Annotated in this window: 8 protein-coding genes; all 8 read right to left on the reverse strand. The window is 67.1% G+C overall.

All coding sequences use genetic code 11. The annotated features are described in order from the left end of the window. Positions 1-21 precede the first annotated feature (21 nt). A complete protein-coding gene (locus tag I6F24_RS31475; RefSeq protein WP_225152025.1) occupies positions 22-1,029 on the reverse strand; it encodes an ATP-dependent DNA ligase in 1,008 nt (335 codons plus the stop codon). 156 nt (positions 1,030-1,185) lie between these two features. Then, entirely contained in the window at positions 1,186-1,506 is a 321-nt protein-coding gene (gene trxA / locus I6F24_RS31480) for a thioredoxin (protein WP_008540017.1), read from the reverse strand. Positions 1,507-1,576: 70 nt separating this feature from the next. Next, positions 1,577-5,086 (reverse strand): double-strand break repair helicase AddA, encoded by a 3,510-nt coding sequence (addA, locus tag I6F24_RS31485; protein ID WP_225151974.1) that lies wholly within the window; start codon positions 5,084-5,086, stop codon positions 1,577-1,579. After that, entirely contained in the window at positions 5,080-8,226 is a 3,147-nt protein-coding gene (addB, locus tag I6F24_RS31490; RefSeq protein ID WP_225151975.1) for a double-strand break repair protein AddB, read from the reverse strand. The genes addA and addB overlap by 7 nt, the downstream gene beginning before the upstream one ends. Positions 8,227-8,423: 197 nt before the next feature. Beyond that, positions 8,424-9,146: a nucleotidyltransferase family protein gene (locus I6F24_RS31495; protein ID WP_225151978.1), complete on the reverse strand. Its 723-nt coding sequence runs from the start codon at positions 9,144-9,146 to the stop codon at positions 8,424-8,426. A gap of 115 nt (positions 9,147-9,261) precedes the next feature. Further along, positions 9,262-9,579, reverse strand: coding sequence for a PilZ domain-containing protein (locus I6F24_RS31500; RefSeq protein ID WP_036009083.1), 318 nt, complete (start codon positions 9,577-9,579; stop codon positions 9,262-9,264). An 87-nt stretch (positions 9,580-9,666) separates the two neighbouring features. Further along, the gene (tsaE, locus tag I6F24_RS31505; RefSeq protein ID WP_225151980.1) at positions 9,667-11,184 is read right to left on the reverse strand and encodes a tRNA (adenosine(37)-N6)-threonylcarbamoyltransferase complex ATPase subunit type 1 TsaE; all 1,518 of its coding nucleotides are present in this window, start codon (positions 11,182-11,184) and stop codon (positions 9,667-9,669) included. Next, on the reverse strand, positions 11,181-13,685 hold the full coding sequence (locus I6F24_RS31510; RefSeq protein WP_225151982.1) for a PAS domain-containing sensor histidine kinase: 2,505 nt from the start codon (positions 13,683-13,685) through the stop codon (positions 11,181-11,183). Before I6F24_RS31510 ends, tsaE begins: the two co-directional genes overlap by 4 nt. Between the last annotated feature and the right edge of the window lie 112 nt (positions 13,686-13,797).

Genomic DNA, 13,797 nt, shown 5'->3' on the forward strand with positions numbered 1-13,797 from the left:
CCGCTCCATCCGGGCTACGGGCTACTTCAACAGCTTCATCGGATCGGCCGCCTTCTGCTTCAGCTGCTCGAACGTGCATTGCCGCGGCGCCTTGTCCGGGCGCCAGCGCAGGATTGAGGTGCCGTGACGGAAGCGTTCGCCGCTGAAATGGTCGTAGCAGACCTCGATCACCAGCTTCGGCTTGAGCGGACACCACTTTGCGGAACGCTCGGTCGACCAGCGGCTCGGCCCGCCCGGCGCGTTGCCGGTGAAGCCGGGCTCGCCGATCAGTGCTTCGAGCCGATCGGTCATACCAGGCTTCGCCTCCGCCTTGATCGCCGAGGTGAAGCCGACGTGATGCAGCAGGCCATCATCGTCGTAGAGCCCGAGCAGCAGCGAGCCGACGACGTTCCGGCCGGCGATCTTGTTGGTGGCGTAGCGGAAGCCGCCGACCACGCAATCGGCGCTGCGGAATTTCTTGATCTTCTGCATACCGTCGCGATTGCCCGCCTGGTAGGGCAGATCGATCCGCTTGGCGATGACGCCGTCCGAGCCGCCGCCGGATCGCGCCAGCCATTTCTTGGCCGTGGCGTAGCTCGTGGTCGCCGGTGAGAGGCGGAACAGGCTGCCCTTGATGTTGGCTTTCGCGAAGGCTTCCAGCGCCGGCCGGCGCTCGCGCAGCGTCTTCTCAGCCAGGCCCTTCTGTCCGGATGTCGCGAGCAGATCGAAGACGAGGTAGAGCGCCGGGGTCTCCACTGAGAGCTTCTTCACGCGGCTGGCCGCCGGATGGATTCGTTGCAGCAGCGCGTCGAAGGAAAAGCTCTTGCCCTGCGGCACGACGATCTCGCCGTCGAGCGTGAAGCGGTCGGCCTTCAGCGCCAAGGCCGCAGTGACGACTTCCGGGAAATAGCGCGCGAGGTCCTCGCCGGATTTGGAGCGCAGGTCGACGTTGCTGCCGTTGCGCGCCAGCAGGCAGCGGAAGCCGTCCCACTTGGGTTCATATTGCCATTCACCGCCGCGCGGGATCGCGTCGACCGAGCGCGCCTCCATTGCGGCGAGAGCGGTGGGCTTGCGATCGCGCTTTCGGGGAGGAGCAGGCAAGGGCAGGACTCGTCATACGCTGAATACGCCCCATCAACGCCAAACGGCCGGCTTTCGCCGGCCGTTGTCGAAAATAATCTTGCGCCAATAATCCTGGCCAGTTGATCAGACCGCGGAGGTGATCCACTGCTGCAGCTTCGCCTTCGGCGCGGCGCCAACCTGGCGCGAGGCCATTTCGCCGCCCTTGAAGATCATCAGAGTCGGGATCGACATCACGCCATACTTCGAGGCGGTCTTCGGGCTCTCGTCGACATTGAGCTTCACGATCTTGACCTTGTCGCCCATCGCGCCGGCGATCTCGTCGAGCGCGGGTGCGATCATGCGGCAGGGGCCGCACCATTCGGCCCAGAAATCGACGACCACGGGGCCGTTCGCCTTGAGCACTTCGGCTTCGAAATCGGCGTCGGAAACCTTGCTAACGGCCATTGGGAGTACCTCACTCGGTTGAAAGAGAATCGGCGCGACCTGGAATCGCGCCCGGGATCATGGGGTGAACCTATGAACGGCCCCTTGCCGGGTCAAGGACGCTCACACCGAGATGAAGGGATGCCAGCGCCGCGTCCAGCGCGGGGGCCGAAATCTCCATATATTCAAGGGCCTCGGTCCAGAGCAGGACGGCCCTGACGGACCTTTGGGGATAAAGCCGCGACAGCACCGCCCGGTATAGCGCAAGCTGCCGGACATAGGCCGCCGGCGCCTCGGCCGCGCTTTTGGGCGCTGCCTGGTTGGTCTTGAAGTCGACGATCAGGACTTCCTCTGGGCGCACGACCAGCCGGTCGATCTGTCCCGATACCAGGGCCGGCGTGCGGCCCGGCCGCTCCAGCCGCCCGGCGATGGCGACCTCCGCCCGGCTGCCGGCGGCAAAGACGGGCGCGAAACGCGGCTCCGTGATCAGGGCGAGCACCTTGTCGGCCAGTGCGATGCGATCGGCCTCCGGCCAGTCCGCGGCGTTGCGCGCCATGAAGCCGAGCGCGGCCTCGCGCCGGCGCTCGCCGGCGATCTCGGGCAGCGATTGCAACAGGCGATGCACCAGCGTGCCGCGTTGCAACGCCAGCGCGCGCGACTGCACCGATTCGCCCGATCGGACGCTGCGGCCCTCCTCGGCAGGCTGGCCCGAGGGGCGCACGGGATCCTCGTCGATGGTCTCGCGCGGGGCCGGTGTCCGCAGCCACTCCGCCAGCGCGATGGTCTGGTGCACGGAGGCCGCCGGCGCGCCCAGCGCCGCGACGTCCTCAGGACGGGCGAACCGGGTGACCTTGCCGAGCGGCGTCTCGATCACCTGCTTGTCGAGGCCCGAGCCTTTGAGCCCGGTGTCGACGAGGTCGTACCAGCTCAGCTTGCGCACCGTCTTCACGTTGCCGGGCATGCAGCCGCCGACGATCAGCCGATCGGCCGCGCGCGTCATCGCGACGTAGAGCAGGCGGCGATATTCGTCCTCGGTCTCCTCCAGCATCGCCTTGCGCGCCTCGGCGACAGGCCTGGGATCGTCGGCCTTGCGGCCGGCCCAGACCACGACCTCGCCGCCATTGCCGCGCGGTACCTGGATCAGCCGCAGCCGCTGCGAGTCCGCGGGCGAAGACGTGGTGTCGACCATGAACACGACCGAGGCCTCCAGGCCCTTGGCGCCGTGTACGGTCATGACCCGCACCTCGTCGCGCGAGATCTCCATGTCGCGCTTCACTTCGGTGTCGGCCGAGCGGAGCCAGGCCATGAAGCCCTGCAGCGAAGCCGGCGCCTTGCGCTCGTAGTTCAGCGCGAGCTCCAGGAATTCGTCGAGCGCGTCATTGGCCTCGTGGCCGAGCCGGCGCAGGATGCGCGCACGCCCGCCATCGCCGCCCAGCAGCCAGGCGTAGAACGCGAACGGCGTCTCCTCGCGGGCGCGGATCTCGCAGGCTTCTAGGCGTCGCAACGCCGTGGTGAATTTCTCGCTTGTGGCCGCATGGTCGCCCAGCGCGCGGCGCAGCGATCCCTTGCGGTCCCACGCAAGCTGGAACAAATCGTCGTCATCGAGCCCGAATAGCGGGCACTTCAGCGCCACCGCGAGCGCGAGATCGTCCTGCGGCAGCAGCAGCGCGTCGGCCAGGTTCATCAGGTCGATGATGGCGATGTGCTCGGTCAGCTTGAGGCGGTCGGCGCCGGCGACCGGGATACCAGCGTGCTTCAGCGCCTGGATCACGGCGTCGAATGCGTTGCCGCGCCGGCGCACCAGAATCAGCATGTCGCCATAGCGAAGAGGACGACGCTCGCCCTCGTGCCCGGTCAGCGTGCCGCTCTCGACCAGCCGCTTGATCTCGGCCTGGATGCGTCGGGAAAGCTTGACCTCGGGGCTGGTGACGGCGACGCCGTCGAATGGCGCACGCCAGCCCTCGATGTCCTGCCGATCGTCGGCCTCGGCGAGATCCCACAGCTCGATCACGCTCGGGCCGGCATCGCTCAGCGAATTGTGCAGGGGATGGCCGATCTCGACCGAATGGATGCTCTTGTAGATCGCGGGATCGCGGAAGACGTGGTCGACCGAATGCAGGATCGTCGCGCCCGAGCGGAACGAATAGGTGAAGGCGACCGGATCGAATTTCAGGCCGGCGGCGGTGAACTTGCGATGCAGCTCGCGCCTGCGCGCGTCGAACTCGTGGGGAGCTGCGCCCTGGAACGAGAAGATCGACTGCTTCTCGTCGCCGACAGCGAAGATGGTGCGGTTCAGCCCCTCGCGCGCACCTTCGCCGGCGGTGAACTCGGAGATGATGTGCGCGATGATGTCCCATTGCCGCGGGCTGGTATCCTGCGCCTCGTCGATCAATACGTGATCGACGCCGCGGTCGAGCTTGTAATGCACCCAGCCCGAGGCGATGCGGTCCAGCATCGCCAGCGTCTTGTCGATGAGGTCGTCGTAGTCGAGCAGGCCGCGCTCCTGCTTCTCGCGGCGGTAATTCGCGGCGGCCGCTGTCGCGATATGCAGCAGGGCCGCGGTGCGGTCCCGAACCGTCACGGCGCGGCGCTTTTCGATCAGCCCTGCAAGGCGCTGCGCCTCGGCTTCGAACAGGCGGGCCACGGACGGATTGTGATCGCAGAACTTCTTGGTCAGCACTGCCTTGCGCGGCAGCTTGTCGTCGGTGAGGAAGACGGACAGATAGGCGTCGACCTGATCGCTGCCGGAAAACACCTTTGCCGCGCGCAGCCGCCCTGCCTGGTCATTGTCGGATTTGCTGCCGTCCTCCAGCGCGAAGGCAATGTCGTCCCAGCGCGCGCGCGGCAGGAACGGGCCGTCGAGAATCTCCGTCTCGACGGCTTCGATACGGTCGCCGATGTCAACGCCCAGCACCGCAGCCATCTGCGCCGCTGCGGCTTCCGCATCGCCGGCCTGGTCGGTCCAGGCCATGAAATGATCGCGGCTGAGGCACGCCTCGCGCACGACCTCCTTGAAGGTGACATCCGCGGCGCTCGCCATCGCCGTCAGCAGCGCGCGGCCGGTGACGCTCTCCGGATCGCGTGCGGCTTCCAGCAGCACCTTCAAATTGGCGCGTTCCATCATGTCGGTCTGGTCGCGCTCGTCGATCACGGCGAAGCGTGCGGGAACGTTGGCCTCGAACGGAAATTGCTGGAGCAGGCGGGTACACAGTGCGTGGATGGTCTGCACCTTCAGCCCGCCCGGCGTCTCCAGCGCGCAGGCGAACAGTTTTCTCGCGTCGCGGCGCAGCTTTGCGCCGGGATGCGGGATGCCGACCGCGCGGATCGCCGCGTCGAGCGCATCATCGTCCAGCATCACCCAATGGCCGAGCGTGGTGAACACGCGCTCGGCCATGTTGGCGGCGGCAGCTTTTGTGAAGGTGATGCAGAGGATCTTCTCCGGTGGCACGCCCGAGAGCAGCAGGCGGATCACGCGCTGCACCAGCACATGGGTCTTGCCCGAGCCGGCATTGGCCGAGACGAAGGCCGATGCAGTCGGATCGGAGGCGCGCGCCTGCCGCGCTCGCACCTCGTCAGGGATGGGACGCGGCGCCTTCACCATTCCTCGATCCCCAACCCGCCGGCCGCGGACCATTCCTTGATCCGGGCAAGGTCGTCATAGGTGCCGTAGCGATTCGCCCACATCGGCAGGTTCAGCGATGTATAGGCCTGGTTCTCGTCCTCGAAGGCGCGGATCAGCGCTTCCAGCTTTGCCCTCGCCTCGGCGGCCGCGGTGTCCGGCGGCTGCGGCTCGTCGCCGGGCTTGTACTTGAGCTCGAGGATGCGCTCCTCGCCGGGTGGATTGTTGCCGCTGAGGCGGACATAGACGAGCTGGCTCACGGAGGCGCCGGCGTCGATGTCGGGAAAACCGCCCTCGCGCAGGATCGCGGCTTCCAACGTCAGCTGCGGCGACAGGCCCATGCGGACCTGCTTGCCGGTCGGCGGCTGGCCGGTCTTGTAGTCGAGGATGGCGTAGCCGCCGCCCTGGCGGCGTTCGATGCGGTCGGCGCGCGCGGAAAGGCGGAAGCTGCGCTGAGGATCGAGCATGAACGAGATCTCGCCACGGGTCTCCGCGACGATCGCCGCGATCGCCTCGCGCCGCGCCGTCTCCCATTCGCCGAACCAGCGCGCGATGCGCTGGAAGCGCGGCCACCACAGCGCCCGTGCTTCGGGCCGCTCCATCAGCGGTGCAAAGTGCTTCTCGCCGATCGCGCGCAGCACCCGCGCGGGATCGTCGGGCAGGCGCGCCGCATAGCTTTCCGTGAATTCGCCGATGGCATCGTGAATCGCCGATCCGCGGTCGGCGGCCGAGAGCGGCATGTCGACGGGATCGAGCGCATCGAGCCGCAAGATGCGTTTGGCGTAGATCGTGTAGGGGTCGCGCAGCCAGTCTTCGATCTCGGTGACGGACATTTTGAGCGGGCGTGTCGCGCGCGGCGGCCGTGGTTCCGGCTGCTTGATCGGCTTGACCTCGTCGGGCTGGTCGAGCGCCGAAGCGAACTGCACATATGTCTCGCCGGCGCGAACCGCCGCCTGCCAGAGCTCATCGCCGGCCACCGCCTCCAGCCGATGAAGGAAGCGCGAGGCCACCGCCGGCGCGCCGCCGGCCTTGGCCGAGTGAGTGAGAATGACCTCGTCGCCGCCGAGCAATTGCGCGAAGTCATGGGCGGACAGGCCGATGCGGCGCTCCGGCAGATCGAGCCCGAGCTCGTGCCGCATCGGCCGGCTGAGCCAGGGATCGATGCGCGGCGCCGGTGGCCAGACGCCTTCGATCAGGCCGCCAATGATGATGCGGTCGGCCTGCATCAGGCGCGATTCCAGCGGGCCGTAGATTTGCAACCGTGCGCCCGGCCTGTCGCGCCGCCGCACCGCGCGGTCCCCGAAGGCGGTCTGGAACACGCCCGCGTAGTCCGCTAGCTGCACCAGCAATCCGCTGGTCGTGCCGCCGCGCAAGAGATCGTCGAAGGCGCCGGCGAGCGCGAGTCCATCGCGATCCTCGAAGGCGAGCGGAATGCCCTGATCGTCGCGCGACAGCTCGATCATGATCTCGCGATGCCGATGCGCAAGCTCCGCGAAATCATACGGCTTCGCCGGCGGCAGGCTCTCGATCGACGCCAATGCCTTTTGCAGGGCGTCGATCAGAGCCTGGATGCGATCGAGATCCTCGGCCTTGAGACGCGCCCGCGGCTCGGCGCGATGCAGTGCGGAGACCTCGCTGCGCCACAGCTTTGCCAGCTCCTCGCGGAAGCGGTTGAACTCGCGCAGGAGGCCGGCCGTGCCTGCCGGCGGGCGCGTGCCGCGCAGCAGCGCAAGCTCCAGGCTCTCGATTGCCATCTTCCACGCGCCCGGCGCGCGGCCGAGCCGGCACAGCGGATGCTTCAGCATCGCCAGCAGCGTCGGCGGCTCCAGGCCCTTGGTCGCCGCCTCCGCCGCGAGGCGCGCAAACGTGCCGGCGGATGTCTCCATCAAGACGTCGCCGCCGGAATCATCGAAGGCGAGATCCCATCGGGTCAGCGCCGCCATCACCCGCCGCGCCAGGGCGCGGTCGGGCGTGACCAGCGCCGCGGATTTGTCCAGGTGTCTGGCCTCGCGCATGGCGATGGCGATGGCGAGCGCTTCCATTTCAGGATTGGGCGCTTCGACCACCGCGAGGTTCTTCATGCCGCCCGCGATCTTCGCGGCAACATCGGGCTGCTTCAGCCGGTCGTGCCAGACCTCGGTCTTGGCGGACGGCCGCATCGATTCCGACGCGAGCAGGTCGCGGCCGTCTTCCGCTGGCGGCTGCAAAATCTCGACGTCGCTGCGCTTGATGCCGAAGCGATCCAGCAGCGCATGCATGGCATATTGCGGATGGTTCGAGGCCGGATGTTCCGCGAACTTGCCGAGCGAATCGCGCACGCCGCCGATGCTGCGCCAGGCGTCCTCGTCGAGATCGGTGTCGAGGCCGGGCAACACCACGGCGCCGTGTGGCAGCAATGCGACCGCATGGAGGAATTTTGCGGTGGCCGGCATCGAGCCGGTCGAGCCCGCCGCAACCACGGGTCCATTTGGATGCGCGGTCAAGCGCCTCGCCTCCGCGGCGATCAGAAGATCGCGCCGCGCGGCCGGTTCGATCCGGTTGATCTCGGCGAGATGATTGGGCCAGGCGATGCGGGCGATGCGCAGGAATTCGAGCGAGTGCTGCCAATAGCGGTCGAGGTTGTCGGGTACCAGCCCATCAAGGGCGCTCCAGTCGACGCCGCGCGTCACCATGTCGTCGATCAGGCGCGCGAGATCGGACGCCAGCGCCAGCGTCGAGGCGGGGCCGCCCACCACCAGCGGCGCCAGCACCGGGCCCTTGGCCCAGGCGGCGACGAGCTGCGCCAGCGTCAGGCGCCGTTCGAGCTCGCCCAGGCGCGGCGGAATGTCGAGCGGCGCGGTCCCGGAAAACTGTTCGCTCTCGCCCGCGAAAGCGAGCTCGTCCTCGTCGATGTCGCCGAGCGCGACGATGCGCGGCAGCACGACGGCATCCGCCTTCATTTCATCGAGGAAAATCTCGCGCACGATCCGCATGGCGCGCCGCGTCGGCAGATACAGCGTCGCGTCCGCCAGCCGCGCCGGTTCCTTGCGCGCCTCGAATCCCTCCACCAGCCGCCCATCGAGCAGGGCGGTGACGACCGTGCGCAGGAACGGAACTGAGATGGGAACGCTGAATACGCGCATGAGCTGCCTGATTCGAAGGATCAGGCAATATAGGGAGGCGGGGTCAATTGGTCATGGGTGGCGGAGGAGTCGTCCCCGCTGTTCGCCGAGGTTCGTAGCCCGGATGGAGCGCAGCGCAATCCGGGATGCTGCTCCGCGGCGAGAGGGCCCGGATTACGCTACGCTCCATCCGGGCTACGGCCTCTTCGAGGCAGCCCCTAAGCCACGCTCTCCAAGAACGCCTCTTCCGCGGCGTGCACGGCGTCGGGCGTGCCGACATGCATCCAGACGCCATCGAGGCGCAGGCCGAACAGCCGTTCCTGCTCGCCCGCGCGATCGAACATCTTCGTCAGCGAGAATTCGCCCTTGGGTGCGTCCACGAAGATCGCGGGCGACATGATCGCCGCGCCGGCATAGACGAACGGAACGACCTCCTTCTCCTTGCGCTTGCGCAAGGCGCCGTCGGGCAGCATGCCGTAATCGCCGCGACCGCCATAGCCGATGCTGGTCGCAGTCGGCGCCATCAGGAGCAGGATGTCCATGCGATCAGGGTCGAAATTTTCCGCGAGCCGCGTCAGGTTCGAGCGCACACCGTCGATCCACAGCGTGTCGGAATTGACATGGAAGAACGGCGCATCGCCGAGCAGCGGCAGCGCCTTGACGACGCCGCCACCAGTGCCGAGCACCTGGTTGCGCTCGTCGGAGATCGTCACGCGCGGAAGCTGGCGTGATGCGACGTGGTCGATGATCTGGTCCGGCAGGTAGTGCACGTTGACCACCGCCTCGGTCACGCCGGCCTGGCCGAGCTTGTCGAGCACGTGGTCGAGCAACGGCTGGCCTGCGACCGGCACCATCGGCTTCGGCATCTTGTCCGTCAGGGGGCGCATGCGCAGGCCAAACCCTGCGGCGAGCACCATGGCTTTGGTCGGCTTGACGGACATCCTTCCCCTTCTCAGACCTTTTCGCGTCGCAATCCTAACACGAGGCTCGATCTGCCGCACCGCATCTCGACCGCCTTAACCACCCGCCGTGACGGTTGTACGACGGGTGTTGCCGTCACGCCCCAACGGCTGTGGAACGTACCTTCTTCTTCTTGTCGCCCACTTTCAGGAAATTGACGCCGATCTGGTCGCCATTGACCCAGGCCAGCTCGCAACGCCGGTAGGCGAGCCCCGTGGAGGACAGCAGGAGAAAGAATTCCTTCAGATGCAGACCTTCGACCGAGCCGTCGATGGTCAGCTTGGCGCCGGTCTCGGAGACGTCCTCCATGGTGCAGTCGCGCCGCCAGGTGCCGTCGATTCCCATCATCTGGGCCGAAAACCCGCGCTCGAAAATGACCCGGCTATTTCCGCGCTGATCCGCTTTCGCTGCCATCTGCCCCGCTCCAGCCCCGCAATGTTCCGGCTCCCTCGGCGCCAGAATAGCGACATCTTGGCTAACGGCCGGTAAATCGGTCCTGAATCAGCCCGGCGGCGGGACGTTGGCGAGATACCAGTCGCGCAGATGGGCGAGCGCGGGATGCGCCAGCGAGCGCTGGAGATAGGTCCAGATCCGCGGCTGATGGCGCAGGTAATGCGGCTTGCCATCGCGGCGGTTGAGCCGGGCGAAGGTGCCGAGCAGGCGCGTGTTCCGCTGCGCCGACATGATCGCGTAGAGCTCGGCGAAGCCGGCGGCGTCGAAGCTCGTGTCCTGCGCCCGCCGCGCCTTGATGTAGCGCGACAGCAGCGTCAGCTCGATAGTCTCGGGTACGTCGATGCGGGCATCCTGCAGCAGCGACACCACGTCGTAGGATTGCGGCCCCAGCACGGCGTCCTGGAAATCGATCACGCCGACGCGTTCGACACCGTTGCGCTCGCCGAGCCAGATCAGATTGGGCGAGTGATAGTCGCGGATGATCCACGTCCTCGGCGCCGCCAGCGGTCTCTTCAGCAATTCGCGCCACATCGCAAAAAATTCCGCGCGCGCCTCATCGCTCAGCGGCGCGTTGCGATCGGGCAAATACCATTCCGGCATCAACCCGATCTCGATCAGCAGCGCCTCGACGTCGAAGACGGGGATCGCGTAGGTCTGCCCGTCCAGCGGCAGCGTCTCCGGTAGCGTCTTGCCGTGCAGCATCGCCAGCACGTCGGTGGCGGCTTCGTAGCGCCCGAGAATCGGCCGCGGCGGATCGCCCTCGATCACGCCCTCGCTGCCGAAATCCTCGGAGATCAGAAAGCCCTGGTCGAGATCGAAATGATGGATCGCAGGCGCGGAGATCCCCTGCGCCCGGAGGCCTTCGTCGATGGCGACGAAGGGTTTTACGTTCTCGGCCAGATGCACCGCGGCGCTGTAGGATTTTCCGTTGTAGAGCGCCGCGCCGTCGGGCCGCTGTGGGAAGTTCATGAGGATGACGATGTCCTCATCGCGCACCAGCCGCGCGTAGGAGCGTGTCGAGGCGTCGCCCGGCATGCGCTTGCGCGTCGCATCGATGTAACCGGATGCGTCGAGGAAGTCGCGCAGCGCCTTCAGCCGCGCAACTATAGCTGCGCTCTTGCCATGGCCTGTGATGTCGGCGGCACGTGCGCTCGCGCCCAGCGCCGGCCGATGCGTCAGCGCGATGTCGATGCGGTTCTCGGGCATCGCCGACGGGGCGCGCTCCGGCCATTCGATCAGCACCAGCGTGGCATCGGGCAGCGGCGACAGCCCGATCTCCTCGAGCTCGCTCTCCTCCTCGACACGGTAGAGATCGGCATGCAGCACCGGGAAGGGCGGCAGCTCGTAGCCCTGCACCAGCGTGAAGGTCGGGCTCGGCACTTCCAGCGCATCGTCACCGGCGAGATAGCGGATCAGGCTGCGCGCCGCCGCGGTCTTGCCGGCGCCGAGATCGCCGGTCAGCGTAATGACGTCACCGGGACCGACCAGCAGCGCGAGGTCGGCCATTAATTGCGCCGTGGCCGTCTCGTTGTGAAGCGCGACGGAGAATGTGGTTGTTTCCGTCATTCGGCGGCGTCGCGATGCGCCGCCTGGTCGGTCGGGAAATCGCAGATCACGACCGTGCCGCGGCCGACGATCGAATCCACCCGCACCTTGCCGCCATGCAGCTCGACGAAGGAGCGCACCAGCGACAGGCCGAGCCCGGCGCCGCGGTGACGCGAGCCCTGCGAGCGGCTTTCGAACCAGTTGAACACCTTGTCTTTCATGTCGGCAGGTATTCCAGGGCCCGAATCTGTCACGGTGAAGACCACGCTGCGGTCCGTGCGCCGCGCGCTGATGCCGACGGTGGAATCCTGTGGAGAAAACCCGACCGCGTTGGCGAGGAGGTTATAGAGCACCTGCACCACGCGCTTCTCGTCGCCGACGAAGCTGCCGACGTCGGGCGCGATCTCGACCTTGAGGCGGATGCGGTCGGTGGCGAGCCGGTCCTGGATGCCCTCGGCGGCAAGCTCGATGGCCTTGCTGACGTCGACCTGCCCGAGTTCCAGCTTCATCGCGCCGGCGTCGATGGTGGCGAGATCCAGGATGTTGTTGGTGAGCGCGAGCAGAGCGTTGGTCGATTTGGTGACGTAGTCGAGATATTCGGCCTGCTTCGGCGTCAGCGGTCCGGTCGAGGGATCGCTGAGGAAATGCGCGAAGCCGATGATGGTGGTGAGCGGCGAGCGCAGCTCGTAGGAGACGTGGTGGACGAAATCCACCTTCATCTGGTCGGCCGCCTCCAGCGCCTCGTTGCGCTCGCGCAGCGCGCGCTCGACATTCTCGGTGTCGGTGATGTCCTGGAAGGTCAGCATGGTGGCGCCGTCCGGCAGCGGCCGGATCATGCCATCGAGTACGCTGCCGTCCTTGCGCTCCAGCTTCAGCGGCAGGTCGGCGCGGTTCTCGATCGCGGTGATGGCCTCGCGGATCTGGCGCCAGACTTGCGGATCGTCGAACAGCTGATGGCACCAGCCTTCGACGGTCTGGATATGCGGCTCGTCGCGCATGGCATCGCTCGACAGCTTCCACATCCGCACGAAGGCCGGATTGAACAGCTGCGCCTTGCCGTTGCTGCCGAACACCGCGACCCCCTCGGCGAGGCTGTCCAGCGTCTCGCGCTGGACGCGGATCAGGCCGTCGAAGCGGCGGGCGAGGTCGAGGCTTTCAGTGACATCGTCGAACAGATAGGTGACGCCTCCTTCCGGGTTCGGCGTGGTGACGACCGAAAGCGCGCGTCCGTCAGGCAGGAACCAGGTGTCCTTGGCGGTCTCGACCGCGCGATAGGCCTCGTGCAGCTTGGCCTTCCAGGCGCGGAAATCCGGCTGCTCCGGTAATTTGCGCGCGGCGCGGAGCTGGTCGAGCACGCTGGAATCGTCCGGATGGGCGTCGAGGAAGTTGCGATCGAGATCCCACAGCCGGCGATAGGAATCGTTGTAGAAGGCAAGGCGCCGCTGGCCGTCGAACACGGCAACGCCGGAGGAGAGCTGGTCGAGCGTGCGGCGGTGCGCCTCCGCCATGCGCACCAGCGCCGAGCTCAGCGCATCCGCCTCGCTGGCATCGATGGCGACGCCGACGCTGCCGCTGCCGACATTGACGGCGCGCACGTCGTAGATGCGCCGTTCGCCGCCGACCACGATCGGCAGCCGCGAGGTGAAATTGGCGGCGTCCTTCAGCCCCCGCTCCATCGCATTGCGGTCGTCGCTGTCGAGCAGCTCGAGCTTGCGTTCCTGGGCATCGATGGCGCTGGTCGCCTCAGTGGCGCGCACATAGGCCGGGTTGGCGTAGGTCAGCGCGCCGTTCTCGCCCTTCGCCCAGATCGGCCACGGTGCGGCCGCGGCAAAGCCGCGAAGCATCTCGGTCTCGTCGGAGAGCGCCTTGTAGCGCAGATTGGTTTCGGCCAGATCACGGCGCAGGCCCGAGAGCTCGCGAATGCGGACGATGGCCTGGCCGCCGATGGCGCGCCCGATCGCTTCCAGCATATGGCCGTGCGCGGTGGTCAGCGTCAGCTGGAACCCGTCGCCGCGCTCGCGCAGCGCATCGACCGCATGGTCCATCCGCAGCGCCGGTTCCGGCGGCAGCCAGGTTCCGAACGCCAGCACGCGCTGCGGCGAGGAATCGCGCGGCAGCACCAGCGCGATATCGCCGGAAATCTGCGCGCGGTTGTCGCCCGCCGGCCATGAGATCAGGATCTGCGGCTCGGCGAACAACAGTGCGCCGAAGCGGTCGGCCTGGAGCTGAAGTTCCCCGATCCGCGCGCGAAGCCGCGCCTCGTTCTTCGCCGTGCGCACCCGCGTCCGCATCAACAGGATCGCGGCCATCACCGAGAAGCCGAGCAGGGCCAGCGCAGTGGCGAGCACCGCGAGTTCCTGCCGGTTGAGATCCATCACGAGGGCGAGGGTGTCGATGAGGTCGGCGGCCTTGGCCGGCGCAGCCGGCAGCAGCGCTGCGAGAGCGCCTCCCACCAAGCCGTTGCGCGCCAGCGATGTGCACGACAACAGCGTCCGACGCATCGACACGATCACGCCTGACATAGTTGCCCCAAGACGCGGAAATTCAAGACCGCACGAATCTGCGCGCGGCGACCCCCGTCGCGCGCGAATCAAAAGACAATACCCTCACCGCGACTCCGCCGGTAAGAGTCCA

Source organism: Bradyrhizobium sp. BRP23, assembly GCF_020194135.1.
Classification (GTDB): domain Bacteria; phylum Pseudomonadota; class Alphaproteobacteria; order Rhizobiales; family Xanthobacteraceae; genus Bradyrhizobium; species Bradyrhizobium yuanmingense.

Coding starts and splice junctions, on each gene's coding strand:
- addB (WP_225151975.1), bottom strand. CDS start 8,226: ATGCGCGTATTCAGCGTTCCCATCTCAGTTCCGTTCCTGCGCACGGTC.
- I6F24_RS31495 (WP_225151978.1), bottom strand. CDS start 9,146: ATGTCCGTCAAGCCGACCAAAGCCATGGTGCTCGCCGCAGGGTTTGGC.
- addA (WP_225151974.1), bottom strand. CDS start 5,086: ATGGTGAAGGCGCCGCGTCCCATCCCTGACGAGGTGCGAGCGCGGCAG.
- I6F24_RS31500 (WP_036009083.1), bottom strand. CDS start 9,579: ATGGCAGCGAAAGCGGATCAGCGCGGAAATAGCCGGGTCATTTTCGAG.
- I6F24_RS31510 (WP_225151982.1), bottom strand. CDS start 13,685: ATGTCAGGCGTGATCGTGTCGATGCGTCGGACGCTGTTGTCGTGCACA.
- trxA (WP_008540017.1), bottom strand. CDS start 1,506: ATGGCCGTTAGCAAGGTTTCCGACGCCGATTTCGAAGCCGAAGTGCTC.
- tsaE (WP_225151980.1), bottom strand. CDS start 11,184: ATGACGGAAACAACCACATTCTCCGTCGCGCTTCACAACGAGACGGCC.
- I6F24_RS31475 (WP_225152025.1), bottom strand. CDS start 1,029: ATGGAGGCGCGCTCGGTCGACGCGATCCCGCGCGGCGGTGAATGGCAA.